Genomic DNA, 25079 nt, shown 5'->3' on the forward strand with positions numbered 1-25079 from the left:
CCTGGGGCCGGGAGGTGGTCGACGTGGTGCGCGTACGCGTCACAGCCGGCCCGCCCCGGCCGGGCGGACCAGCGAGGTCACGGCGTTGGCGATGACCAGACGGCCGGCGCCGCCGCGGGTCGTCATGATCGATTCGGGGTGGAACTGGACCGCGGCCAGCGGCCGTTCGCGGTGCTCGACGACCATGGCCACGCCGTCCTCGGTCTGCGCGGTCACCCGCAGCTGCTCGGGCACGTCGCGGGCGGCGGTGTACAGCGAGTGGTAGCGGCCGACGTCGAAGTGCTCGGGCAGCCCGGCCAGCAGCGCGCTGTCGGGCGCGGTGACCCGTACCCGCGACGGCTTGCCGTGCACCGGGTGGTCCAGGACGGACAGCGCGCCGCCGCAGTACTCCACCAGCCCCTGCAGGCCCAGGCACACACCGAACACCGGGATGTCCCGCGCCTGCGCCTCGGCGATGGTGCCGGCCACGTCGAAGTCGGCCGGCCGGCCGGGGCCCGGTGACAGCACCACCAGGTCGGGCCGGTCGCGGGCCAGCATCGGCAGGTGGCTGCCGGCCCGGTAGGTGGTGACGCGGGCGCCGGTCTGCCGCAGGTAGTCGGCCAGGGTGTGGGCGAAGGAGTCGCGGTGGTCGACCATCAGCACCCGCAGTCCCTCGGCCGGCCGGGGATCGGCCGGGCCGGGGGCGGCCGGCCGGCGCGGCGCCGGGCCCGCGGCCGGCTCGTCGAGCACCCGCAGCAGCGCCTTCGCCTTCAGCTCGGTCTCGGCCTCCTCCGCCTGCGGCGACGAGTCGTACAGCAGGGTCGCGCCGACCCGCACGGTGGCCACGCCGTCGCGTACCTGGATGGTGCGCAGCGTCAGCACCGTGTCCAGCGTCCCGTCGAAGGCCAGTACGCCGGCCGCGCCGCCGTACCAGCGCCGCGGGGAGCGCTCGGCGCGCTCGATGAACTCCACCGCGGCCAGCTTGGGCGCGCCGGTGACGGTGACCGCCCACAGGTGGGCGAGGAAGCCGTCCAGCGCGTCCCGGCCGGCCGCGAGCACGCCCTCGACGCGGTCCACGGTGTGGATCAGCGTCGAGTACAGCTCGATCCGGCGGCGCGCGGTGACGCGGACCGTCCCGGGCACGCACACCCGGGCCTTGTCGTTGCGGTCGACGTCGGTGCACATGGTCAGCTCGGACTCGTCCTTGACGGACGCCAGCAGCTCACGGGTCCGCTCGGCGTCCTCCAGCGCGTCGGCGCCGCGGGCGATCGTGCCGCTGATCGGGGCGGACTCCACGACCAGGTGCTCGCCCCCGGCGCCGGCCGCGCCGCGCCGCACCCGGACGAACATCTCGGGGGAGGCGCCCACCAGGAACTCGCCCTCGCCGAGGTTGGCCAGCAGGTTGTACGGGGCCGGGTTGGACGCGCGCAGCCGCCGGAACAGCGCGGACGGCGGCTGGAGGCAGCCGCGCCGGAACACCTGCCCCGGCACGGCCTCGAACAGGTCGCCGGCCCGGAACAGCTCCCTGGCCCGCGTCACCACCTGCGCGTACTCGCCCGGCGCGTGGTCGCGCGGCTCGGCCGGGACGCCGGGGACGAAGGGGCGCGCGGCGGTGGCGCGGGGCAGGCCCTCGGTGGACTCGCCCCGCACCGCGAACTCGTAGCGGTGGCGCACCGCGCGGCCGCGGCGCAGGTCGAGTTCGACCAGCTCGTCCGGCAGGTGCAGGACCAGGTCGCGGTCGTCCTCGGCGCGCCGCCGGCGCAGCGGGACGGCTTCGAGCTGGAAGACCAGGTCGTAGCCGAACGCCCCGTACAGGCCGAGCAGTCCGTCCTCGTCGCCGGCCATCGCCGCGAGCAGGGCGCGGACCGCGGTGAACGCGCCCGCGTGGCGGGTGCGGTCCTCCTCGGCGAAGACCTCGCCGCCGCCGGCCACCCGGCCGTGGACGGCGTCGGGTCCCTCGCCGGTGACCATCACCGAACGGGCCAGCAGCGGGCCGAGAGCGCGCAGCAGCACCCGCCCGCGGGAGTTGAGGGCCGAGACGGCGACCCGGTCGCCGCGCACGGTGACCTCCAGCGGCGGGTCGACGTAGCCGAGGGCCCGGTCCTGGCCGCGGAAGAGCAGCATCCCGCGCCGCTGGTCGAGGGCGTTCTCCAGGCTGTCGCGGATCAGGTGGGCGTCGCCGGCCGGCTCGCTGGTGCGGTGGACGAGCACCCCGGCGGGAGTGGTCCACTGCCGCCGCGCGGGCAGGTCGGCGGACAGGGCGGGTGCTGCCTCCATCAGAGACATGTGAGCGGGCCTCCAGTGCACGGATGTCGGAAGGGGTCGGCGAGGGGCGGCGGGCGGCCGGGCAGCGGTCGCCGCCCGGCCGCCGCGGGCCGGGCGGTGGCACGGCAGACCGGTGCAGGCCGGTCGGTGGCGCGGCCGGCCGCCCGGTGCGGGCCCGGTCGGCGGCGTGGCGGGCCGGTGGAGCGGGCCGGCGGCGCCCGCCCCGCGGGCGGCGGGTCAGCCGGTCTCGGCCAGCACCGACTCCCGCAGCGCGTGGCGCTGCAGCTTCCCGGTGGCGCTGGCCGGAAGGGAGGAGACGAACTCCACCAGCCGGGGGTACTTGTAGGGCGCGATCGTCTGCTTGACGAACTCCTGGATCTGCGCGGCGAGCAGGTCGGAGGGGGTGTAGCCGGGGGCGAGCACCACATAGGACTTGACCAGCGCCCCGCGGGCGCCGTCGGGGACGCCGATGACTCCGCAGTCGGCCACCGCGGGGTGCCGGATGACGGCCTGCTCCACCTCGGGGGCGGCCACGTTGTAGCCGGAGGTGACGATCATGTCGTCGGCGCGCGCCTGGTACCAGAAGTAGCCGTCCGCGTCCCGCACGTAGACGTCCCCGGTGATGTTCCAGCCGTCCTGCACCTGCTGGAGCTGCCGGTCGTCGGACAGGTAGCGGCAGCCGGTCGGGCCCTGGACGGCGAGCCGGCCGGGCGTGCCGTCGGGCACCTCGGCGCCGTCGTCGTCCACGACCCGGGCCCGGAAGCCCGGCACGGGCCGGCCGGTGGCGCCCACCCGGATGTCGTCGTCCGCGGCGGAGATGAAGACGTGCAGCATCTCGGTGGAGCCGATGCCGTCGATCACCCGCTGCCCGGTGGCCTCGTGGAAGGCGTGCCACACCCACGCGGGCAGCGGCTCGCCCGCCGAGACGCAGCGGCGCAGCGAGGACAGGTCCCGCTCCCGCACGGTGTCCAGGGCCGCGCGGTACGCGGTGGGCGCGGTGAACAGCACCGTGGCCCGGTGCCGCTCCACGGCCCGGAAGAGCACGTCGGGCGCGGCCCGCTCCAGCAGTACGGCGGCGGCCCCGGCCCGCAGCGGGAAGACCAGCAGCCCGCCCAGGCCGAAGGTGAAGGCCAGCGGCGGGCTGCCGATGAACACGTCGTCCGGGCGGGGGCGCAGCACGTGCGCGCTGAAGGTGTCGGCGATGCTGAGCACGTCCCGGTGGAAGTGCAGGGTGGCCTTGGGCCGGCCGCTGGTGCCGGAGGTGAAGGCGATCAGCGCCACGTCGTCCGCCGCGGTCGCGACCGCCGTGAAGCGGTCCGGCTTGGCCGCCGCCAGCCGCAGCAGCTCGCTTTCGGCCCCCTGCCCGCCGGTGTAGGTCACGGTGCGCGCCGCGGGGAAGCCGGCCTCGGCCAGCTCGTCCACCAGCCCCCGCTCGCACACCGCGAGCTGCACCCGGGCCAGGTCGGTGATCTGCCGCAGCTCGGTGGCCCGCAGCAGCGGCATGGTGGTCACCACGACGGCGCCGGCCTTCAGCGCCGCCAGCCAGCAGGCTGCCAGCCACGGGGAGTTGGGACCGCGCAGCAGTACCCGGTTGCCGGGCACCAGCCCGTAGTCCGCCACCAGTACGTGCGCCAGGCGGTTCACGTGGTCGCGCAGTTCCGCGTAACTCCACCGCCACCCGTCCTGGTCGACGAGGGCGGGACGGTCGGCGCCGTACCGGGCGATGGCGCCGTCGAGCAGTTCCTCGGCGCAGTTGAGCCGCTCCGGGTAGCGCAGTTCCGGCAGGTCGGCGATCAGGGCGGGCCACTGCCCGGCGGGCGGCAGGCCGTCGCGGGCGAAGGTGTCCCGGTGGGCGGAAGGTGACAGCGGCGCCATGGGGTGGTGGTCTCCTCGGTCTCTCAGGCCCGCGAACGCACGCAGGTCATCCGGGCGCTGCACACCCGGCGGCCCTGTTCGTCCTCGATGGCGATCTCGTACGTGGCGTGGGTGCGGCCCAGTCGTACGGCGGTGGCCACGCCCCTGACCCGACCGGCGGACACCGGCCGGTGGTGGCTGGCGCTGATCTCGGTGCCCACCCCGATGCCGCCGTCCGCCCCGAAGTGCAGGCAGGCGCCGATCGAGGCCAGCGACTCGGCGAGCACGCACGAGGCCCCGCCGTGCAGCACGCCGAAGGGCTGGGTGTTGCCGTCCACGGGCATCGAGCCGACGACCCGGCCGGGCTCGGCCGACACCAGTTCGATCCCCAGGCGCGCGCCCAGCTCCCCGGCGCCCACCGGCACGGGGACGCCGCCGGCGGCCGGCGCGGTGGCCGCGGCGGCGGTCTCAGCCACGGATGCCGTCCTTTTCCAGCATCCTGATCAGGTCCGGGCGGCGTACCTTCCAGGTGGAGGTGCGCGGCACCCGGTCGAAGGGCAGCTCCACCACGCCGGCCAGCTCCGGCAGGCCCGACAGGGCCAGCTGCCAGCGCTCGGCGTCCAGCGGCTCGTCCCCGCGGGTGCACACCACCGGCACCGGCCTGGCGCCCAGGCCGCCGAGCACCACGACCTCGCGCAGCTCCGGCAGCCGCTCCATCAGGGTGTCCTCGATCTCCAGGTTGGAGCCGACGCTGTCGATGGAGTCGATCTCCCGGTCCAGCATGTGCAGCCGGCCCCACCGGTCCATGAAGCCCAGGTCGCCCATCCGCCACCAGGAGCCGTTCTGCTGCTCGGCGAAGCGGGCGTCCTCCTTGAGGTACGTCACGGCGCGGGTGCGGCTCCTGACCTCGATGTGGCCCACCGTGCCGGCCCGCACCGCCCGTCCGTCGTCGCCGGTGACGCGCATCCGGATCACCCCGGGCAGCGGCCAGCCCACGCACCGGCCGTCCATGCCGACCGCGCCGCGCGCGGTGTAGAACCGGCCGGCCACCGGGCCGGTCTCGGTCTGCCCGTACAGCTGGATGAACTTGGGGGAGCGGCGCACGGAGGCGCCCAGCAGGTTCTGGATGGTGCGCGGGTGCATCGCGTCGAAGGTGGCGCTGTAGTAGCGGACGCTGGACAGCGGCCGGCCGTCGGCCTCGGCCAGCGTCTCCCAGTCGATGAAGGTGTTCGGCTGGGTCTCCACCGCGCCGGGCCGGTGCCGGGCGAAGAACGGCCCGATGTTCTCCGGGCTGCCGTCCACCGCGACCAGCAGCGGGTTGCCGAAGGACATGCCCAGGTCCAGTGCGCTGTAGAACCGGGCGTGCACGAAGCTGACGCACAGCGCGACCGTCTCGCGCCGCCACACCCAGGAGGCGACCAGCCTCTGCAGCCGCAGCCGCTGGTAGAGGGCGTCGGGCGTCTGCACCACCAGCTTGGGCAGTCCGGTCGTCCCCGAGGTGTGGCTGATGAACGCCGGCGCGTCGGGCGCGGGCACCGAGGCGCCTCGCAGCGAGGCGACCGGGTGCCGGGACAGTGACTCGGTGCCGGGCAGTTCGTCACCGGCGACCAGCAGGATGCGGCGCGCGGCCGTGCCGTCGACGCCGGAGGCGGTGTACTTCTCGGCGTCGGTCAGCAGCCAGGGCGAGTCCAGCCGCGCCAGCAGCCCGGAGGCGGTCTCACCGGTCAGCATCGGCGAGAAGAGGGCCGGGACGGCGCCGACGCGCTGCACCGCGGCGGACACCAGCGCGATGTCGAAGTTGTTGGTCTTGTAGACCGCCACCCGGTCGCCGGGCCGCACACCGGCGGTCACCAGCCGGCCCGCCACCTCCCGTACCAGCTCCGAGAGTCGGCCGACCGTCACGCTGGTGCCGTCCTCGGGCGACAGCTGCAACGGGGTGTCCAGCACGACCGGTGCCGAACGGTGCCGGGCCGCGGCGTGATCGAACATCAGGCCTATGTAGAAGCCCTTCGTCGTGGGCACGTCGGCCACTCCTCTCATCCACTCTCACCGACTCCTTCGGTGCTCACATGCTGGGCAGCGTTCCGGGGCCGGCCCGGGGCGCTGACACCTTCCTGCCGCCCGTCCGCCCGGCGCTGACAGCTAGTGGACGACCCCGCCCGCCCCGCCCGGGGGCCGGCCATACAGTGCGGCCACTGGAGGAAGGAGACCGGTGGTGGCCGAACGACCAACCCAGACGCCCCCGATCCCGGGGAGCGCCCAGCTGCTGGCGGAGGTGGCGGCGGCCGAGTCGGCGCTGGCGGGAGCCCCGCGGCCCTCGCCGCAAAGCCCGTCAGCCGACCACGGTCCGTCAGCCGACGAGGACGCCCTGACAGCCCTGTTCGAAGCCGTCCTCGCGGCCGACGGGAAGATCGAACCGCGCGACTGGATGCCCGAGGCGTACCGCAGATCGCTGGTACGCCAGCTCGCCCAGCACGCCCACTCCGAGATCGTCGGCATGCAGCCGGAGGCGCACTGGATCAGCCGCGCCCCCTCCCTGCACCGCAAGACCGTCCTGCTGGCCAAGGTGCAGGACGAGGCCGGCCACGGCCTGTACCTCTACGCGGCCGCCGAGACGCTCGGCGTGCGGCGCGCGGACCTGCTCGACGCCCTGCACGAAGGCCGTCAGGGCTATCTGTCCTTCATCAACTACCCCACGCTGACCTGGGCGGACACCGGGGCACTGGCCTGGCTGACGGACGGCGCGGCGATCATCAACCAGGTCCCGCTGTGCCGCACCTCCTACGGGCCCTACGCACGGGCGATGGTGCGGGTGTGCAAGGAGGAGTCCTTCCACCACCGGCAGGGCTTCGACTCCCTGTGGGCGCTGACCCACGGCTCCCCGCGGCAGCGGGCGATGGCACAGGAGGCGGTGGACCGCTGGTGGTACCCGGCCCTGGCGATGTTCGGCCCGCCGCACGACTCCTCCACCCACTCCGCGCAGTCCATGGCCTGGCGGATCAAGCGGTTCACCAACGACGAGCTGCGGCAGCGCTTCGTGGACGTCTGCGTCCCGCAGGCCGAGGCGCTGGGCGTGACCCTGCCGGACCCGGACCTGCGGTGGAACGCCGAACGCGGCCACTACGACTTCACCGCGCCGGACTTCGAGGAACTGCGCCGCGTCATCAAGGGCGACGGCCCCTGCAACCGCGACCGGCTGGCCCACCGCCGGCGGGTCCACGAAGAGGGCGCCTGGGTGCGCGACGCCGCCTCCGCGTACGCCGCCAAACGACGGGCGGCGGCCGGCGGACCGGGCGACCCGACCGGCGCGGGACAGGAGGCGGCGGCATGAGCGAACGCGACTGGCCCCTGTGGGAGGTCTTCGTCCGCGCCCGGCGCGGGCTCGCGCACACCCACGCCGGCAGCCTGCACGCCCCCGACGCGCGGCTCGCCCTGCGCAACGCCCGCGACCTGTACACCCGGCGCGGCGAAGGAGTGTCGCTGTGGGTCGTGCCGGCCCACGCCGTCACCGCCTCCAGCCCCGACGAGAAGGACCCCTTCTTCGACCCGGCCGCCGACAAGACCTACCGCCACCCCACCTTCTTCACCCTGCCCGAGGGGGTCGAGCACCTGTGACGCCGTCCGCGCCGCCCACCGGGGCGGGTCCGGGACCCACCCGCGCCCGCACCCCGTACGCCTACGTGCTGCGGCTGGCCGACGACGCGCTGATCGCCGCCCAGCGGATGGCCGAATGGTGCGCCGGCGCACCCCAGTTGGAGGAGGACGTGGCCCTGGCCAACATCGCGCTGGACCTGCTCGGCCAGGCCCGCGCCCTGCTGACCCACGCCGGCGAGCTGGAGGGGCGCGGCCGGGACGAGGACGCGCTGGCCTTCCAACGCGAGGAGAGCGACTTCGGCAACGTCCAGCTGGTGGAACTGCCCAACGGCGACTTCGCGTACTCCATGGCCAAACTGCTGTTCCTGGCCGCCTACCAGGAACTGCTGTACGAGGGCCTGTCCGGCTCGCAGGACCCGACGCTCGCCGCCGTCGCCGCCAAGGCCGTCAAGGAGAGCGCGTACCACCTCGACCACGCCGCGACCTGGACCGAGCGACTGGGCGACGGCACCGAGGAGTCCCACCGGCGGATGCGGACGGCGGTCGCCGAGCTCTGGCCGTACACCCACGCGCTGTTCGCCGCCGACCCGCTGTCGGCCCGGGTGGCGGCCGACGGCGTCGGCGTGGACCCGGCGGCCCTGCGCCCGGCATGGCTGCGCACGGTCGGCCGGGTCCTGGAACGGGCCACGCTGGCCGTCCCGGACGACGGCTGGGCGCCGGCCGGCGGGCGCGAGGGCGTGCACACCGAGAGCTTCAGCCTGCTGCTGATGGAGATGCAGTCGCTGCACCGCGCCCATCCGGGGGTGGCCTGGTGACCGGGACGCCGAAGCGGCCCGCGGCCCCGGCCGCCGAGGCCGGACCCGGCGCCCCGGCCCGGCTGCGGACCGCCCCCGCGCGGCTGCGGGCCGCGCTGGCCACCGTTTGCGACCCGGAGATCCGCGTGCTGTCCCTGGAGGAGCTCGGCGTCCTGCGCTCGGCCCGGATCGCCGCCGACGGCACACCGGTGGTCACCGTCACCCCCACCTACGTCGGCTGCCCGGCCATGGACGTCATCCGCGCGGACATCGAGGCCGCCGTGCTGGCCGCCGGATACCGGGACGTCCGCGTCGAGACGGTGTGGTCGCCGGCCTGGAGCACCGACTGGATTGGCCCGCGGGCGCGCGCCAAGCTCGAAGCCGCGGGCATCGCCCCGCCCGCCCGCGGCCCCGCGCCCGCCGGCCACACCGCCGCGGCGCCGGCCGGCCGCCGCCTGCTGCCGCTGTCGACGGCCGCGCCGCGCTGCCCCCGGTGCGGCGCGGCGGACACCGAGGAGGTCACCCGCTTCGGCTCCACCGCCTGCAAGGCCCTGTGGCGCTGCCGGTCCTGCCTGGAACCCTTCGACCACCTCAAGGAGCACTGATGAGCGCCCCGACGGCCCCGACGGCGACCGCACCGCTGCGACCGCGCACCGGCTTCCACGCCCTGGAGGTCGCCGGGACCGCGCCCGCGGCGGACGACGGGAGCGCGGTGGCCGTCACCCTGCGGGTGCCCGACGGGCTGCTGGACCACTTCGCCTTCACCCCGGGCCAGCACGTCACCGTACGCGCCGACCTGGACGGCACCGAGGTCCGCCGCTCGTACTCGCTGTGCTCGACCCCGCGGGAGCTGCGCCGCGAGGGCCTGCTGCGGCTCGGCGTGCGGGCGGTGACCGGTGGCGTGTTCTCCGGCTACGCCCGCGAGCGGCTCTCGCCCGGCGACCTGCTGGAACTCGGCCCGCCCGAGGGCCGCTTCACCACCGCCGCGACCGCGGGCCGGAGCCGCCGGTACGCGGCGGCCGTCGCCGGGTCGGGCATCACCCCGGTGCTGTCCCTGGTGGGCCATGTCCTGGCGGAGGAGCCGGAGAGCCTCTTCACCGTGCTGTACGGCAACCGCACCGCGCGCTCGGCGATGTTCCTGGACGAGCTGGCCGACCTCAAGGACCGCCACGGCGCCCGGCTGCAACTACTGCACTTCTTCTCCCGCGACGCCCAGCGGATCGGCCCGGCCGGCCGCCGGCTGGACGCCGAGGTGCTCCGCGGAGTGCTCACCTCGCCGCTGCCGCCGACGCTGGTGGACGAGTGGTTCGTCTGCGGACCGCGGGAGATGGTGCGCGGCGCCCGGCAAGCCCTGGAGCTGGCGGGCGTCCCGGCCGCGGCGGTGCGCACCGAGCTGTTCCACACCGGGCCGCCGCCCGCCGCCACCGGGGATCCCGGCGCGGACGACACGGCGCCGGCCGGGGGCACCCGCCTGGAGGTGCGGCTGGCGGGCCGGACCTCCACGGTCCGGATGGCCCCCGGCCAGACGGTCCTCGACGCGGCCCTGTCGGTCCGCCCCGAGCTGCCGTTCTCCTGCCGCTCCGGGGTGTGCGCGACCTGCCGCGCCAAGGTCGTGTCCGGCGGCGCGTCCATGCGGACGAACTTCACCCTCACCGCCGAGGAGACCTCCGCGCGCTACGTCCTCACCTGCCAGGCCCACCCGACCACTCCCGCGGTCACCGTCGACTACGACGTCGCCTGAGGCGCGGGCCCGGTCCGTGCGCGGGCCCGGTCCGCGGACGGCCGCGCCCGGCGCCGGTGGCGGGTCGTGTCGGGCCAGTTCAGTTCAGCTCGGCTCAGGTCAAGGCGACTTTGGGCGCCGCTGCCGTTGCGATCCAGATCCGGAGCCGGGTGCCGTTCGCGGTGCTGGAGCCGTTGTCGCTGCGGAACATGCCGTTCTCCGGGTCGGCCTCGACCCACGGCCGGGGTGGGACGACGCCGGGGTCAGGCCCTGGCGGCCTCGGCCAGCGTGCCGAGCAGCGCCAGGTCGGCGTCCTCCAGGCTGGTCAGGATCCGGACGCCGGGGGAGGGCGTGATCGGCGCGGTGGACGGTACCGCCAGGACCGGGCAGCCGGCCGCCAGGGCGGAGGCCACCCCGACCGGGCTGTCCTCCACCGCGACACAGCTCTCCGGCCGGGCACCGAGCCGGGCCGCCGCCGCCAGGTAGGGGTCGGGCGCGGGCTTGCCGTGCGGGGTGTCCTCGCCCGCCACGGTCACCGTGAACCACTCGGCGCCGAGCATGCCCACCACCAGGTCGACGATCCGGCGCGGCGACGCCGACACCACCGCCGTCGGTACCCCGGCGTCCCGCAGCTCGGCCAGCAGCCGCGGCACACCGGGCCGGGGCCGTATCCCGGAGCCGATCCGGTCGCCGAACGCCCGGTCGAGGTCCCCTGCCAGCTCCCGCACGTCGCGGGAGCTGCCGGTGACGCGGCGCAGATACGCGGCGGCGTGGGCGATCGGGCGGCCGAGGATGTCCGGCAGATCGGCGTCGGTGAGCCGGCCGCCGAGCCCCTCGGCGACCTCGGAGGCGGCGTACCACCACAGCCGTTCGGTGTCGACGAGCGTGCCGTCCATGTCGAACAGCACGGCGGCGGGGCGGGCGGGGCGGGTGTTCGGCACGTGGGGATCCTTGGCGGGGAGAGGGACGGGCGGCGGCCGGTGGTCCGGACGGGTCGCCGCGCGGTCGGCGGGCGGGGCGGTGCCGGGCTGTTCCGCCGGGAGGTCCGGCGCGGCCCGAGGTGCTGCCCTCGGGCCGGCGGTCCTGCGGAGTGCCTCCGGACGTACCGGCGGGTCCGGGTTGCCTGCCGCGGGCGGCGCCCCGGCCGCCGGTCGCCTCCACCGCGTCGCGGCCGGCCCGGACCGCCGGGGTACGGCTCATCGTACCGGCGGACGCGGAGGTGAACGCGGCGGCGGACCCGGTTGCCGGCTGCGCCGGCCGAGGGCTCCGGGGCGGACGCAAGGGCGCCCCATCACCCCCCTCCGCGTGATGGGACGCCCATGCCTCCGCCCCGGAGCCCTCGGCTTCCTTTCTGCGTGCCGCCGACGCCTTGACGTTCTCGATTCCACCGGCTGCGGCGTTGGATGACAGCCCGTTCCGATCGGGCGGATCAACGATTTCGCCACCGTCCGCCGTTCCGAACCGCGTCCTGCGCCGTCACCACCGGGACGGCCCCCCGGTCCTGCGGGGCCCGTCGTCCGGCATCCACAGACTAGGTCGCGCCCGCGGCCCACCGCCTTAGCACCGAGTGCCTTGCTTCTTGGCACTGAGTACCCTTCTTGTGCCGCCTTCTCGCCTCCGGGCCCACCTCCTTGTGCCGCCTTCTCGCCTCCGGGCCCACCTCCTTGTGCCGCCTTCTCGCCTCCGGGCGCTTCGGTCCGGTGTCGACGGTCGACCGTGCTCACTCGCTCGTTCCTCGCTCACTGCGCGCGCTCTCCCTTTCGACACCGGCGCGCCCTTCGGCTCACCGGCTACACGACCGGACGTCGGGCGTGAGGTGGACGCGGGGGTGGGGCGTCGGACGCAGGGGCACCGTGGAATGGGGGTACCCACGGGGGGTGCTGTTGGGTGTCAGGTGGGGAGGGGCTGGTTCGGCGGGTTGTGGCGGTAGTCCTTGGGGGCGGTGCCGTAGGCCGTGCGGAAGGCGCGGGTGAAGGTGGGGTGGTCACGGAAACCCCAGCGGGCGGCGATCCGGTGGACCGGGACGCCGTGCAGCGCCGGGTCGGTGAGCTCGCGGCGCGCGTGTTCGAGGCGCTGGTGGCGGATCCAGGCCGCGACGGTGGTGTCACGGGTCACGAAAAGCCGGTGCAGGTGGCCGACGGAGATGTGGTGGGCGGCGGCTATGGTCGCCGGCGACAGGTCCGGGTCGTGCAGGTGCTGCCGCACGAAGCTGTCGATCCGCATCAGCAGCGTGCGTCGGCGGGAGTCGTCCGGCACCGCGCTGTCGGCGTCGAGGTGGTGGGCCACCAGCGCCGTCAGCAGATCGCGGGCGACGGTGCCCAGCCGGGGGAGGTCGGGCGGCCGGTAGGCGGCCGAACCGGCGGTCGCGCTGACGAGGAACTGGCTCAGCAGTCCCCCCACGCCCGCCGCCCCCGGCAGCGACCTCCCCAGCAGCGGCTCGACGTGGTCGGCGGACAGCCCCAGGAACTCCCGGGGCATGTGCGCGCGCACCATCGTCATCGCCTCGCCGCCCGCCGCGAGCCCCAGCCGGAAGGGCCGCGAACTGTCGTACAGGGCGAGTTCCCCCGCGTTCAGCACGGCGTCCCGACCTGACTGGCTCACGGCGAACCCGCCCTGGACCGCCATGACGACGCAGAGCAGTTCAGGGTCGTACCGCCGGATCAGCCGGGGCGTGCGCAGCACCTCGGACGTCGAGCACGTCAGCTCCACCACGTCCACCGCCGCCAGATCCAGCCCCCGCGCCGTCGCCCGGAAGTCCTCGGGCTCCGCGCTGAGGATCCGCATCGGATGCACACTGTTGACGAAGATCTCGTTGAGGGACGCCAACCGGTCCTGCGGCGGCAGGTCCTCGCTGCGGAACATGGTCTGGATCATTCTTCTCCCTGACGTAACTCTAACGGCCGCCGGCCACACCCGGTCCGCGCACCGGCCACTTCCGGTCAGCACCCGAAACCCCGGCACGTGTCGGCGGGGCGGCCCGCGGTGGCCTGTGTGCTTCGTGGAACCCGATCGCGGCCCGTTGGTGCCGGGGCGCGCTGCGTAATTACCCTTGCCCACCGTGCCCTCACGCCCTACGTCCGGCCGGGTAGCCGGTGAGCCGAAGGGCGCGCCGGTGTCGAAAGGGAGAGCGCGCGGAGCGAGCGAGGTACGAGCGAGTGAGCACGGTCGACCGTCGACACCGGACCCAAGCGCCCGGAGGCGAGAAGGCGGCAAAAAAAGGGGGCCCGGAGGCGAGAAGGCGGCAAAAAAAGGGGCGTGCGGTGCCGGGATGTGCGCGGGGTGAGCTTCCGGGAGCCGGGGGGAGGGCGGCTTGGGGGTGGGGGCCGGTGGGGAGGCTGGGGTCGGGCGTGGGGGTGCGGCCGGACGGGTCGGGGGACGCGGTCCGCGGCCCCACGCACGGAGTCGCCGATCGCGAGGGGACAGAGCCCATGAATCCGCTTCACCGCAGGGCACGCCGCCGGGTGGCCGGGACCGCGGCGGTGCTGGCCGCGCTGGCCGCCGCCGTCCTGGCCGGGCCGGCCGCGCCGATACCGGCCGCGGCGAACGCGCCCGGCGACGCGGGTACGCCCGCCGCGCCCGTGACCGTGTTCGCCGAAAACTTCGAGAACGGCCAGGGCGCCCGGCCCACCCTGCTCACCGACTACACCGGCGCCCCACCCGTGCATGAGACGTACACCGCGGACCCGGCGTGGCTGCGCTACTGCAACGGCTATGTGACGTCGCGCGCCGCGCCCGGCACGGAACCGGCGGGCAGCAACTGCGGGGCCGCCGCCTGGTCGACCGTGAAGAACCTCGCCGCGACCCTCGGCACCTGGTCCGGCGCCGACCCGGCCACCAACCACGCCGTCACCGCGTACACCCAGAGCGACCCCGGCGCCGGAAAGGTGCAGCTGGAGACGGCCGAACCGATTCCGCTGACCGCCGCCGACCGGTTCCTGACCTTCTCGGTGGACGTCGCCGCGACCAGTTGCTGGGCCACCCACCCGCTGCTGTCCTTCTATCTGCTCGACGGACAGACCGCGCGGCCCACCTCCACCTCGCCGATCGACGCCTGCGCCCATCCCGGGGCCGTGGTCGACGGTGTCTCGGTCGGCACCTACGCCAGCAACGGATCGGTGCTGTTCAGCGGCTCGTCGGCCGGCATCCGGCTGGTCAACGACCAGGCGAGCGGCTACGGCAACGACGGCGCCTTTGACAACGTCCGTCTGCTGGACGCCACTCCGCAGCTCGACCTGGGCTTCAGCCCGGCCACGGTGCCGGTCGGCGCGCCCGCCACCCTGACCTTCACCCTCACCAACACCGCCGAACTGGCCGCCAAGAACGGCTGGTCGTTCACCACCCGACTGCCCCCGGGGCTGCGACTGGCGGCCGGCGCGACCACCACGACCTGCGGCAACGGCACTCTGACCGTCGGCAGCGGCAACACCCTGGCGGTCGGTGGCGACCTCGCCGCCGGGCAGCCGTCCTGCACGGTGACCGCCGACGTCACGTCTGTGGCCGGCGGGTCGTACCGGCTGTGCGCCGCGGACGTCACCGACCGCGTCGGCGTCGACCCGCCCGGCTGCGCGTCGGTCACCTTCACCGCCCCGGTCTTCGACGCGCGCGCCGACGCCGCACGGGCGGTGACGCCGCCGCTGGTCCTCGGGCCGATCGCGCCGTCCGCCCACTCCTGCACCACCGAGCCCGGCACCGACGGCCACGGTGTGGCGGACTCCCTGCTCGGCGGCCTGGGTTCGCTCGGCCTGCTCACCACCGACGCCTCCGGCGCCGTCGCGTCCGACGGCGCCCGTACGGCGTCCGCGCACGCCGGCATCGCCGGGGTCAGCCTGCTCGGCGGCCTGGTCACCGCCGACGCGGTCGACACCGCAGCGCGGGCCACGTCCGCGCTCACCCCGACCGGTCCGGGACCCGTCGTGGTGCGGGGGGCGAGCGTCCTCACCGGGTTGCGGGTGGCCGGTGTCGCGATCGCGGCCGACCCCGCGCCCAACACCACCGTCTCCGTACCTCTGGTCGGCTCCGTGGTGCTCAACGAGCAGCGCTCCGTCGCCGGCGGCAGGGGGATCACCGTCAACGCCCTCCACATCACCTTGCTGACCGGCGTCCACATCACCCTGGGCAGCGCGACCGCGGCCCTGCTGACCGGTACCGAGCCCTGCCCGGCCGGCTGACCCGCCTCCGGCACCGCGGAGGCCCGGCGCCCGGTCGCCGGCTCCGGCGGCCCGCCGCGTCCACCCGGTCCGGGTGCACGCGGCGGGCCCGTCCGGCACCCCGGGGGGCGTACGCGGGCGGCCCGCGGCGCGCCGGAGCACGTTCCCGCGCACGGTGCCGCATTGTGTTCGTATACGTGGGTAGCATCGCGCTGGCTCCCGGACAGGCGTATGCCCGGGCCCGCCGTCCGGCGACGAAGCCGGTCGTAACCTGCCGAGGAGGGGGAGCATGTTTCGTCAGCCCAACCGACGCACTGTCCTGCACGGTCTGGCGGCGGGAGCGGGGGTGATCGCCTTCGACCCGCTGACCCGGTCCTGGGTCACCGGCCCGGCCCGTCCGCACACCGGGTCCGGGGCGTCCGACGGGTCCGACGCCGGGAACGGGTCCGGCCCGTCCGACAGCCGGGCCCGTATTCCGAGGCTGGACGGCACCCTGCTGACCGACCCCGCCTCGCTCACCGCCGCCGCGGACGACTTCGGCCACATCGTGCACCGCCGCCCGGTCGCCGTGCTGCGTCCGGGCTCGGTCGCCGACATCGTGGCCATGGTCCGGTTCAGCGGCATCCACCGCATCCAGGTCGCCGCCCGCGGCCAGGGCCACGCCACCAACGGCCAGGCGCAGGTGAGCGGCGGACTGATCATCGAGACCACCCCGTTGGACACCATCGGAACGGTCGGCCCCGACACCGTGACGGTCGGCGCCGGGGCGGTGTGGAGCGCGGTCGTGCAGGCCACCCTCGCGCACGGCCTCACCCCGCCGGTCTTCACCGACTACCTGGAGCTGTCCGTCGGTGGCACCCTCTCGGTCGGCGGCCTCGGCGGCCAGTCGCACCGCCGCGGCGCCCAGGTGGACAACGTCACCGCGCTCCAGGTCGTCACCGGTACCGGAGAGCTGGTCACCTGCTCGGCCACCCGCCGCGCCGACCTCTTCCGGGCCGTTCTGGCCGGGCTCGGCCAGTGCGCGGTCATCGTCTCGGCGACCCTGCGGCTGGTGCCCGCGCCCACCTCCGTACGGCACTTCCTGCTGCCGTACGGCGACCTGGCCACCTTCCTCGACGACCAGCGGCGGCTGGCCCTGGACGGACGCTTCGACTATGTGGAGGGCCAGGCCGTCCCCGACGCCGAGGGCGCTTTCACCGGCTACGTCCTCGAAGCGGTGGCCTACGGGCCGCCCGCCGGACCCGAGCCGGACGACACCGCGCTGCTCAGCGGCCTGCGCTACGACCGTTCGGGCCCGGTCACCGCCGAGACCCTCGGCTACTTCGACTTCCTCGACCGTTTGGCCGCGGGTGTGGCGGCCCTGCAGGAAGCCGGCCTGTGGTCGTGGACGCACCCGTGGCTGAACCTGCTGCTGCCCGGCGACCGCGCCGCCGAGCTGTCCCGGGCCCTGCTGGACCAGCTGGATGGCCAGGACCTCGGCCCCGGCGGAGTCGCCCTGCTCTACCCGTTGACGCACCGCCGGCTGCACACCCCGCTGCTGCGGGTACCGGACGATCCGGTGCCGTACCTGCTGGCCGTCCTGTGGACGCTGGACCCGGCCGATCCGGCGGCCGTGGCGGCCCGGGTGGCCGTCAACCGGACGATGTTCGCGACCGTACGGGCGGCGGGCGGCACGCAGTACCCGGTGGGCACCATCCCGATGACCCCCGCCGACTGGCACCGCCAGTACGGCCGGGCCTGGGACGAGTTCGCCGCCGCCAAGCGCCGCTACGACCCGCACGGTCTGCTGGCCCCCGGCCAGAACGTCTTCCCCGGCTGACCGGGAGCCGCCGGGCACGGATCCGCCCGCCCGCCGGATCCGCGCCGGACCCTGGGCGGCACCTGGTCCTGATCCCTGCCGCGCCCTGACCCGGTCCCGCCCCGCCCCGGAGCCCGGCCGGCCTCTGCCCGCACCCCCGCCTCGGCAACGGCGGCAGCTACGACGACACGGAGACCGGCGACTCCCTGTACTGAGTCGGCGCGCCCGGCACGGGGACCCGCTCCCGTACCGGGCCTTCCGCCGCCTTCCACTGCCCCCGCCGGGAGACCCCACTGCCCCCACCGGGAGCACCCGCGGACCATACCGGGGGCTCCCGGCGTCGAAGCGGGCGGGCGGCGACGGGGGAGGCTCCGCCGCCGCCAGGCGTTGGTGGTGCGGTCCCGGATCTGCGGGCGGGCGGCGTTCGCGCTGCCGCCGCCCGGGTCACCGCGACGCCTGCCTTCGTGCCGCCGGAGCCGGGCCCGCCGGGGTGCTCCGCGCGGCCGGGCGGGGTGGGCAGGGCGGGCCTACGGAGGCCACGATCGCCTCGGAGATCCGGCCGAGGTCCTGGAGCTGCTCGGGGCCGATCGCGTCCAGGACGAGGCGGCGGACGGTGTCGACATGGCCGGGCGCGGTGGCGACGAGCTTGGCGTGGCCGTCGTCGGTGAGGCTCGCGACGGTGACCCGGCGGTTGCCCGGACAGGGGCCGCGCCGGACCCAGCCGCGCTTCTCCAGCACCGTCACGGCGTGCGAGAGCCGGGACAGCGACCCGTTGGCCAGCACCGCCAGGTCGCTCATCGGCAGGGTGCGGTCGGGTGCGTCGGACAGCCCGGCCATCACCAGATAGCCGAACAGGCTCAGCTTGGCGTCGCGCTGGAGTTGCGCGTCCAGCGCGCTGACGACGCTGAGCAGCATTCCGCTGAACGGCATCCACGCGTCGAGTTCGGTACTGCTCAGCCACCGGGTGCCGCCGGTCGGCTCGGTCCGCTCCGTCATGACACCCCATAGTAGGCGCTTCACTTGAGACTTCACGTGTGAGCACGATGCCTGGCTCTCGACACCACTCCCGACCAGGTGGCCGGCGCTTCGCCGCGCTGCGCACGGTCCGGGTGGGCGCCTGACCCGGGCCGGGGCGGACAGCGGACGGCCGTGCCCGGTACGCCGGTTCGGCGTACCGGGCACGGCCCGAGGAATGACGCGCGTAGCTAGGCCGCGCTCGTGTGGTGCTCCGGCACCGCGACCAGCATGTCCCAGCCGAGGTGGTCGTCGGTGGCGTCGAGGGCGACCAGGACGTTTATCAGCATGCCGCAGGACATGAACTCGGTGATCACCGACTCCGGGACCCCGGTCAGCCGGCCGAGCAGGGCCCACAGCTCGTGCCACCACTGGATGACCTCGCGCCGGATCTCCTCGTCGGAGCTCGCGGCCACGTAGAGCTGCATCTGCATCAGCAGCAGCTCGCGGTCCTCGGCGAACTGCTGGTACGCCTGCCGCATCGCGTCGAGCGCCTCGTGGCCGTCCAGCCCCTGCGCCGCGATCCGGAAGGCTTCGTAGGTCCGCTGGAAGCAGTGGTGCCCGGCCGCGATGAAGATGTCCCGTTTTGTAGGGTACAACCTGAACAAGTAAGGCTGTGAGACGCCCACAGCACGGGCGATGGTGTCGGTCGATGTTCCGTACAGTCCGAACCGAGAGAATTCCTTCAGAGCCGCGCGCACTACGTCGGCTCTCCGCTGATCAGCGGTTTTCCTCATGGCGTCACCCTTTGGTGAGGGGCGGGCAGGCAGCGAACGGAAGGGCGGCAGACCTGGGTGCAGGTCGGCCGAGCCGTGGAGAAGCCGGACCGCGCGGCCACGCCCCCGGGAAGGTGTGGGGGCGGCGCGCGGCCCGGAGCCGGGGTCAGGTGCCGACGGCGGCCGAGTGCTGGTGGTCCTGGTCCGCGCTGGACGTCGGCCCGGCGGATTTCACCGGGCCGGGGATGGCCAGCGCCGCGACCGCACCGACCAGGACGATGGCGACGCCCACCCAGATCGCGGGATGCAGGCCGGCCACGAACTCGGTGGGGCCGCGGTCGCTGCCGTGGGCCACGAAGACGCTGCTCAGCACGGCGATGCCGAGGGCGCCGCCGATCTCCCGGACGGTGGTGTTGGCCCCTGACGCCTTGCCCGCGTGTTCTCTGCTGACCGCGCCGAGCACCACCGCGGCGGTGGGCGCGAAGACCAGCCCCATACCGGCACCCGCGATCACCATCGGGCCGGCCAGGTGGCTGTAGGGGGTGTTGGAGGTGGCCTCCAGGTTGATCCAGGCCAGGCCGATCGCCTGGAGGAAGAGGCCGCCGGCCATCAGCCGGCCGCCGCCGACCCGGTCGGTGAGCGCACCGGCCACGGGGGCGACGAACATGGGCACCAGGGTCCATGTCAGGGTCAGGACGCCGGCCCGCAGCGGGGTGCGCTCGGGGGCGATCTGCAGGAACTGGGCCAGCAGGAAGATCGAGCCGAAGACGCCGAAGTACATGCTGGCGGAAACGATGTTGCTGAGGGTGAAGGCGCGCTTGCGGTAGAAGGACAGCGGCAGCAGCGGGTGCGTGCTGCGCCGCTCCCACAGCACGAAGGCGGTGAGCAGGACCACGCCGACCGCGAAGGCGCCGAGCACCTGCGCGGAGCTCCAGCCGTCGGTGTCGCCGTGCACGATGCCCCAGACGACGGCGAGCAGGCCGCCGGCCGCCAGCACCATGCCCACCAGGTCCAGCGAACCCTCGGGCAGCCGGCTCTCGTCGAGCGTCAGCAGTACCAGCGGCACCGCGATGATGCCGACCGGCACGTTGATCCAGAAGATCCATTCCCAGGCCAGGCCGCCGACCACGGCGCCGCCGACCACCGGGCCGCAGGCGATGGCCGCGCCGCTGACCGCGGACCACAGGCCGAGTGCGAGGCTGCGCATACGGTCCGGCACCGCCTGCGACAGCAGGGTCAGCGACAGCGGCATGACCGCCGCCGCGCCGAAGCCCTGGACCACCCGGGCGGTGATCAGCTGGCTGCTGGTGTCGGACAGCCCGCAGCCGATCGAGGCCAGCGTGAACAGGATGATGCCGAGGACGAAGACCCGGCGGCGGCCGAAGCGGTCGCCGAGCGCCGCGCCGGTCAGCAGCAGGCAGGCGAAGCTCAGCACGTAGGCGTTGACGAACCACTGCAACTGCTGGGTGTCGGCGTGCAGGTCCCCGGCGAGGGTGCGCAGCGCCGTGGAGACCACCAGGTTGTCGAGCGCGACCATGAACATCGGGAGGCTGCACGCCACGATGGCCAGCCACAGCGGGGCCCTGCGCCCTCCGGAAGCCGCGGGTGGAGCACCGGTCAGGCCCGGTGCGGCGTCTGGCGTTGTCATCGTTGCTCTTCCTTGCTCGGGGGGCGAGAGGAGGGGGAACGCACTGCTGGTGGCCTAGTGGCTGTTCGCCTGACCGTCGTTCTCGGCCTGTTCGGCGAGCCGGCGCCTGGCGTCGTCCCAGGTGATCGGCAGCTCCTCGGCGGGGACCTCCCAGAAGGTGAAGGTCGAATCCCGCATGGTGGGCCGCAGACCGTTCATGATGCCGCGGTGCGGTTCGGTGCCCGCGTACACGTAGAGGGCGTCCCTGCTCTCCCAGGCGGACAGCGTCCAGAAGGTGCGCTTCAGCGGCTGGGCGATGAGTGAGGCGCCGAAGGCGCCGGGGGCCTTGCGTACCTGGCTCCAGGCGGCCAGGGACTTGACGAAGAAGCGGGGTACGTCCTTGAACGAGCGCACTTCGAGCCTGGACGCCATGACCAGCGCCTGGGTATGCGGGGTGGCTGGATTCGGTACGGTCCAGGGCAGCGTTGGCACAGGGGGCCTTCTTCGGAGTGCACGAACTGAGGAAATACCGGACAAAAACGGTCGATACGGCAAGGAATCAGGAAAGTGGTCGGCGGGACACTTCCCATTCCCTCAACTGGCGAGTTCTACTATCCATAATAGACAGTGGCACTCTCCAATGCCAGTGGTGAAGGGCGGGAAGTCAAGCGCGATGCGCATCTCCGAACTCAGTCGCCTCAGCGGCGTGTCCGTTGCGACGATCAAGTACTACATCCGCGAAGGTCTTCTGCCGGTGGGGCGCCCGACGGGCGTCAAGCAGGCGGAGTACGACGAGGACCACGTCCGGCGGCTGCGCCTGGTGCGGGCCCTGATCAGCGTGCGCGGATTGTCGGTGCACACCACGGCGGAGATCCTGCGCGCGATCGCCGACAGCGACGCGAACATCCACCGCACCCTGGGGCTGGTGCTGGGCGCGCTCGACGCCGGCGCCAGGGAGCAGCGCGGGATGCCACCGCCCAAGGAGGGCGAGGTGGACCGGCTCATCGAGGAGATGGGCTGGCGGGTGCACGCCTCCTCCACCGCGCCGCGCACCCTCGGCGACGCCCTGACCAGCCTTCAGCAGCTCGGCGTCGACCTGGACTGGCAGACGCTGCTGCCCTACGCCCGACTGGCCGAGCAGATCGCCGAGGTGGACCTCGGGCAGCTCGGCGACTCCGACGAACCGCTGGAGCTGGCCGAGCGCGCGGTCCTGATGACCGTGCTGCTGGAGCCGGCCCTGATGGCCCTGCGCCGGATGGCCCAGGAGCACCTGTCCGCGGCGAAGCACCGCCTCTGACGAGGAATTTCCCCCCGCAGAGGCGGTGCCATGGTCCGCACCCGGCCGGCGGGCCGGGTTCCCGACCCCGGTCCGCTACGCGCCGGGCAGCTCCCGCAGCAGCTGGGCGGCCGCCTCCATACCGGAGGAGAAGCCGGCCTCGTGGGAGCCGATCTGGTCGTAGTGCAGCTGCTTGGAGTGGAAGTAGGAGCCGGCCAGCTTCAGCCGGGTGCCCTCGTTGACGGAGTAGATGTCCTTCTGCACGTTGCGCAGGTCCATGTCGATGACCGGGTGGTGGTAGGTCATCTCCCGGATGATCGACTCCTCCTGCAGCGGGAGCGGGTAGTCCATCGTGACGAAGTAGTCGCGGCGGGCGTTGAGCCGGTGCAGCCGGTTCATGTAGTACGCCACGTACGGCCGCAGCTCGCCGTCCACCGCGACCTTGCCGTAGTTCCAGTTCTCCCAGCGCTCCCGGTCGGCCGGCATCACCGAGCGGTCGGTGTGCAGCACGACCGACGCGGGGTTGTACCGCATCCGGCTCAGGATCCGCTGCTGTACCGGGTTGGGGTTGTCGAGCAGCTCACGGGCCTGGTCGCCGTGCACCGCCAGCACCGCGTAGTCGAAGCGCTCCGGGCCGGACGCGGTGGCCACCACCACGCCGTCGTCCTCCTGCCGGACGCCGGTCACCTTCTCGCCCAGCCGCAGCTTGGGGCTGATCGCGTCGAGCGCCTTGCGCACGTACGAGATCGAACCGCCGGTCACCGTGCGCCACTCCACCTGCTCGCCGCCCAGGCCGCCCTCGTCGTGGGCCATGAAGAAGGCGATCACCGTGGTGGCCGGCATCTCCCACACCAGGTGGGCCGGCACCGACCAGACCGCCGTGGACAGCAGGATCACGTAGCCGTTGCGGAACTCCTCGCTGTAGCCGCCCCGGTCCAGGTACTCGCCGAGCGGCATGTCGGTGCGCTTGCGCAGGAAGTCGTGCCGGCCCTCGGCGTGGAAGCGGCGCGCCTCGGCCCGGATCCGCAGGAACTCCGGCGGGAGTCCGGCCGCGCTGGCCTCCTCGTCCGACATCGCCATCTCCCGGGTGCTGAACTGCAGCCCGCTGTCGACGTCGAAGAAGGTGAAGCCGCCGCTGTGGCGGAGCGTGTCGACCTGCAACTCGTCGAAGAAGCGCGACATGTTGGGGTAGCTGGGCCGGTTGAACACCACGAACGCGGTGTCGATGCCCAGGACCTCCCCGTCCTCCTCCTCGACGGTGATGGTGTTGGCGTGTCCGCCAACCCGGCCCTCCTCGTCGAAGAGGGTGATGTCGGCGTGCTGCCGGAGGTGGTAGGCGGCGGACACGCCGGACACGCCGGCGCCGATGATGGCGACGGAGGGCAGCGGACCGGCGTTGGGGGTCTGAGCGGACATGACAGTCCCTTCGGTTCAGAGGTGGTGACGGCGACGGGTGACGGGGGGTACGGGCGGGGGAGGGCCCCGGTCTCAGGTACGGGCCGCGGGCAGGTCCCCCCGTTCCGCCAGGGGCAGCTGCCAGTGGGAGAAGAGCCGGTTGTCGTAGTGGAGCCGGCGCAGGACCCGCATCACCTCGTCGACCACCGCCTGGTCCGTGACCTGTTCCGTCGGCCGGGTCCAGCGGCGCAGCCGCTCCAGCTGGAGCAGCAGCAGGGCGCCGCTGGGCAGCGGGTCCTCCATGACGCCGTGCGAGTGCACGAAGGTGTGCAGGCACGCGGCCGTCGCGTGCAGCACGGAGTACTCCTTGGCCAGCTCGAAGAGCTCGGCCGACTGTGCGTAGGCCCGGCCCAGCCGCTCACGCAGCTGCGAGGTCCTGGCCAGCAGCGGCTCGGCCTGCGCCAGCAGTTCGGCGCCGACGGCGACCGCGCGGGTCAGCCAGTCGTGCTCCTCCTCCTTGGCCGCCGACGCCAGTTCGCGCAGCTTCGCCAGCGCCTGCGGGGCCGCCAGCACCGCGTCGTCCAGACCGCGGCTGTGCAGCTCCTGCCGCCACGGCTGGAACATCGGCAGCTCCCGGCCCATACCGAAGAGCACCGGCGCCCGCTCCTCGGCCGCCGCCCGCGGCTCGGGCCGGTCACCGGTCGCGGTGGTGAGCAGCCCCTCCAGTTGGGAGGCGAGCGCCTTGAGGTTGACCACGGTGTTGCCGTCGGCGAAGTTCGCCACCGGCAGGTCCCGCAGCATCTTCTGGTGGATGCCGAAGTGCGGGTGGTCCCGCAGGTAGAACCGCGCCCCCAGCACCACGTTGAGCTGGGAGACGGTGCGCTCCAGCAGCGTCGGCACGAAGTACTTGACCGCCGAGGACCAGGTGCCGGACTGCTCGGGCACCACCTGGAGGCTGCGGACCGCGCCCAGGCACATCGCGTCGGCCACCATCAGGTCCGCGAAGCACTCGGTGATCTGGCGGCGGGAGTACGGGATGTCGCTGACCGTCTTGTCGAAGACCGTCCGGTGCTCGGTGAAGTCGAGGGTGACCCGCAGCGCGGTGTCGGTGGCCGACAGCGCGATGGCGTTGATCAGCGCCCGAGCCACCTGCGAGCTCTTCAGCGCGATCTCCAGGCCCTGACCCTCGTGGCCCAGCCGGGCCGACTCCGGCACGAAGACCCGCTCCAGCCGGAAGCCGCTCATGTCCAGCGCGCGCAGCCCGTGCAGCCGCTCCCGCGGGAGCTCGTCCACCGTGCCCGCCGGCACGCTCCGCTTGTCCAGTACGAACACCGAGTAACCCGCGGGACCGCCCTTGGGGTTGGTCCTGGCCAGTACGGTCAGCCCGTCGGCGACCCGGCCGTTGCCGATCAGCCACTTCTCGCCGCTGAGCAGGTAGCCGCCGTCGGCCGGTTCCGCGACGGTCTCGTTGTTGAGCAGGTCGCTGCCGTGCATGCGCTCGGACAGGCCCCAGGCGTAGCGGGTGCCCAGCCGGATCGCGTCCACCATGACCTGCCGCTGGGCGTCGCTGCCGGCGATCCAGGCCGGCATGAAGCTGAGGTTGGTGATGATCAGCGCGGTGGCGGTGGTCGGGTCGCGCCGCGCGATCAGCCGCAGCAGGTTGAAGCCCACCTCCACGTCACCGGCCCTGCCGCCCTGGGCGCGCGGCACGGCGTACTCGTGCACACCCCAGCGCTGGAGCAGGTTGATGAAGGGGTACGGATACTCCTCGCGCTCGTCGAAGTCCAGGACCCGAGCGAACGACATCGGGACGGACGGGTCGTGCGGGTCGCCCAAGTGGCGTTCGAGCCGGTCGGCCAGCTCGGTCAGATCGGTTTTCGGCACGGCTCCTCCTCCTGTT

At 73.8% G+C, this 25079-nt stretch carries 20 protein-coding genes; 8 read left to right on the forward strand and 12 right to left on the reverse strand.

Going from position 1 to position 25079, the window contains the following annotated elements:
* Nucleotides 1-39: 39 nt before the first annotated feature.
* The 4 genes from RLT57_RS27435 to RLT57_RS27450 all read right to left on the reverse strand — a co-directional run bounded on the left by RLT57_RS27435 (nt 40) and on the right by RLT57_RS27450 (nt 6120).
* Nucleotides 40-2256 carry an anthranilate synthase component I gene (locus RLT57_RS27435; RefSeq protein ID WP_311299924.1) on the reverse strand — a complete coding sequence of 739 codons (2217 nt, stop codon included), beginning with the start codon at nt 2254-2256 and terminating at the stop codon, nt 40-42.
* Between the two features lie 225 nt (nt 2257-2481).
* Entirely contained in the window at nt 2482-4119 is a 1638-nt protein-coding gene (locus tag RLT57_RS27440; protein ID WP_311299925.1) for a benzoate-CoA ligase family protein, read from the reverse strand.
* 23 nt (nt 4120-4142) lie between these two features.
* Nucleotides 4143-4574, reverse strand: a complete 432-nt coding sequence (locus RLT57_RS27445) for a hotdog fold thioesterase (protein ID WP_311299926.1) — start codon at nt 4572-4574, stop codon at nt 4143-4145.
* Nucleotides 4567-6120, reverse strand: a complete 1554-nt coding sequence (locus tag RLT57_RS27450; protein WP_311299927.1) for a class I adenylate-forming enzyme family protein — start codon at nt 6118-6120, stop codon at nt 4567-4569. Before RLT57_RS27450 ends, RLT57_RS27445 begins: the two co-directional genes overlap by 8 nt.
* Nucleotides 6121-6466: 346 nt before the next feature.
* Here RLT57_RS27450 and paaA point away from each other — a divergent pair, with 346 nt between their 5' ends.
* From paaA to RLT57_RS27475, 5 genes are read left to right on the forward strand one after another with little or no spacing between them, the layout of a single operon-like run.
* Nucleotides 6467-7429: a 1,2-phenylacetyl-CoA epoxidase subunit PaaA gene (gene paaA / locus RLT57_RS27455; protein WP_311300892.1), complete on the forward strand. Its 963-nt coding sequence runs from the start codon at nt 6467-6469 to the stop codon at nt 7427-7429.
* Complete coding sequence (gene paaB / locus RLT57_RS27460) at nt 7426-7713, forward strand: 1,2-phenylacetyl-CoA epoxidase subunit PaaB (RefSeq protein ID WP_311299928.1); 288 nt, start codon at nt 7426-7428, stop codon at nt 7711-7713. The genes paaA and paaB overlap by 4 nt, the downstream gene beginning before the upstream one ends.
* The gene (paaC, locus tag RLT57_RS27465) at nt 7710-8507 is read left to right on the forward strand and encodes a 1,2-phenylacetyl-CoA epoxidase subunit PaaC (protein WP_311299929.1); all 798 of its coding nucleotides are present in this window, start codon (nt 7710-7712) and stop codon (nt 8505-8507) included. Before paaB ends, paaC begins: the two co-directional genes overlap by 4 nt.
* The gene (gene paaD, locus RLT57_RS27470; RefSeq protein ID WP_311299930.1) at nt 8504-9091 is read left to right on the forward strand and encodes a 1,2-phenylacetyl-CoA epoxidase subunit PaaD; all 588 of its coding nucleotides are present in this window, start codon (nt 8504-8506) and stop codon (nt 9089-9091) included. Before paaC ends, paaD begins: the two co-directional genes overlap by 4 nt.
* Entirely contained in the window at nt 9091-10227 is a 1137-nt protein-coding gene (locus tag RLT57_RS27475; protein ID WP_311299931.1) for a 2Fe-2S iron-sulfur cluster-binding protein, read from the forward strand. Before paaD ends, RLT57_RS27475 begins: the two co-directional genes overlap by 1 nt.
* 242 nt (nt 10228-10469) lie before the next feature.
* Here RLT57_RS27475 and RLT57_RS27480 read toward each other — a convergent pair whose 3' ends face one another.
* Together RLT57_RS27480 and RLT57_RS27485 are read right to left on the reverse strand one after the other, a co-directional pair.
* Nucleotides 10470-11147, reverse strand: a complete 678-nt coding sequence (locus RLT57_RS27480) for an HAD family hydrolase (RefSeq protein ID WP_311299932.1) — start codon at nt 11145-11147, stop codon at nt 10470-10472.
* Nucleotides 11148-12096: 949 nt separating this feature from the next.
* Complete coding sequence (locus RLT57_RS27485) at nt 12097-13080, reverse strand: helix-turn-helix domain-containing protein (RefSeq protein WP_311299933.1); 984 nt, start codon at nt 13078-13080, stop codon at nt 12097-12099.
* A gap of 554 nt (nt 13081-13634) precedes the next feature.
* Here RLT57_RS27485 and RLT57_RS27490 point away from each other — a divergent pair.
* Together RLT57_RS27490 and RLT57_RS27495 are read left to right on the forward strand one after the other, a co-directional pair.
* On the forward strand, nt 13635-15374 hold the full coding sequence (locus tag RLT57_RS27490; protein WP_311299934.1) for a choice-of-anchor P family protein: 1740 nt from the start codon (nt 13635-13637) through the stop codon (nt 15372-15374).
* 268 nt (nt 15375-15642) lie between these two features.
* Nucleotides 15643-17172 carry an FAD-binding protein gene (locus RLT57_RS27495; RefSeq protein ID WP_311299935.1) on the forward strand — a complete coding sequence of 510 codons (1530 nt, stop codon included), beginning with the start codon at nt 15643-15645 and terminating at the stop codon, nt 17170-17172.
* A 423-nt stretch (nt 17173-17595) separates the two neighbouring features.
* Here the strand turns inward: RLT57_RS27495 and RLT57_RS27500 are convergent, their stop codons facing one another.
* The 4 genes from RLT57_RS27500 to RLT57_RS27515 form a co-directional block, all read right to left on the reverse strand.
* Complete coding sequence (locus RLT57_RS27500; protein ID WP_311299936.1) at nt 17596-18147, reverse strand: MarR family winged helix-turn-helix transcriptional regulator; 552 nt, start codon at nt 18145-18147, stop codon at nt 17596-17598.
* A 209-nt stretch (nt 18148-18356) separates the two neighbouring features.
* Entirely contained in the window at nt 18357-18902 is a 546-nt protein-coding gene (locus tag RLT57_RS27505) for a TetR/AcrR family transcriptional regulator (RefSeq protein WP_311299937.1), read from the reverse strand.
* 145 nt (nt 18903-19047) lie between these two features.
* A complete protein-coding gene (locus tag RLT57_RS27510) occupies nt 19048-20529 on the reverse strand; it encodes a DHA2 family efflux MFS transporter permease subunit (protein ID WP_311299938.1) in 1482 nt (493 codons plus the stop codon).
* A 54-nt stretch (nt 20530-20583) separates the two neighbouring features.
* Nucleotides 20584-21000, reverse strand: a complete 417-nt coding sequence (locus tag RLT57_RS27515; protein WP_311299939.1) for a DUF3291 domain-containing protein — start codon at nt 20998-21000, stop codon at nt 20584-20586.
* Between the two features lie 181 nt (nt 21001-21181).
* Between RLT57_RS27515 and RLT57_RS27520 the strand changes: the two genes are divergently transcribed.
* On the forward strand, nt 21182-21805 hold the full coding sequence (locus tag RLT57_RS27520) for a MerR family transcriptional regulator (RefSeq protein WP_311299940.1): 624 nt from the start codon (nt 21182-21184) through the stop codon (nt 21803-21805).
* A 75-nt stretch (nt 21806-21880) separates the two neighbouring features.
* Here RLT57_RS27520 and RLT57_RS27525 read toward each other — a convergent pair whose 3' ends face one another.
* Both RLT57_RS27525 and RLT57_RS27530 read right to left on the reverse strand, forming a co-directional pair.
* The gene (locus RLT57_RS27525; RefSeq protein ID WP_311299941.1) at nt 21881-23200 is read right to left on the reverse strand and encodes an NAD(P)/FAD-dependent oxidoreductase; all 1320 of its coding nucleotides are present in this window, start codon (nt 23198-23200) and stop codon (nt 21881-21883) included.
* Between the two features lie 72 nt (nt 23201-23272).
* A complete protein-coding gene (locus tag RLT57_RS27530; RefSeq protein ID WP_311299942.1) occupies nt 23273-25063 on the reverse strand; it encodes an acyl-CoA dehydrogenase in 1791 nt (596 codons plus the stop codon).
* Nucleotides 25064-25079: the final 16 nt, after the last annotated feature.

The organism is Streptomyces sp. ITFR-21, assembly GCF_031844685.1.
Lineage (GTDB): Bacteria > Actinomycetota > Actinomycetes > Streptomycetales > Streptomycetaceae > Actinacidiphila.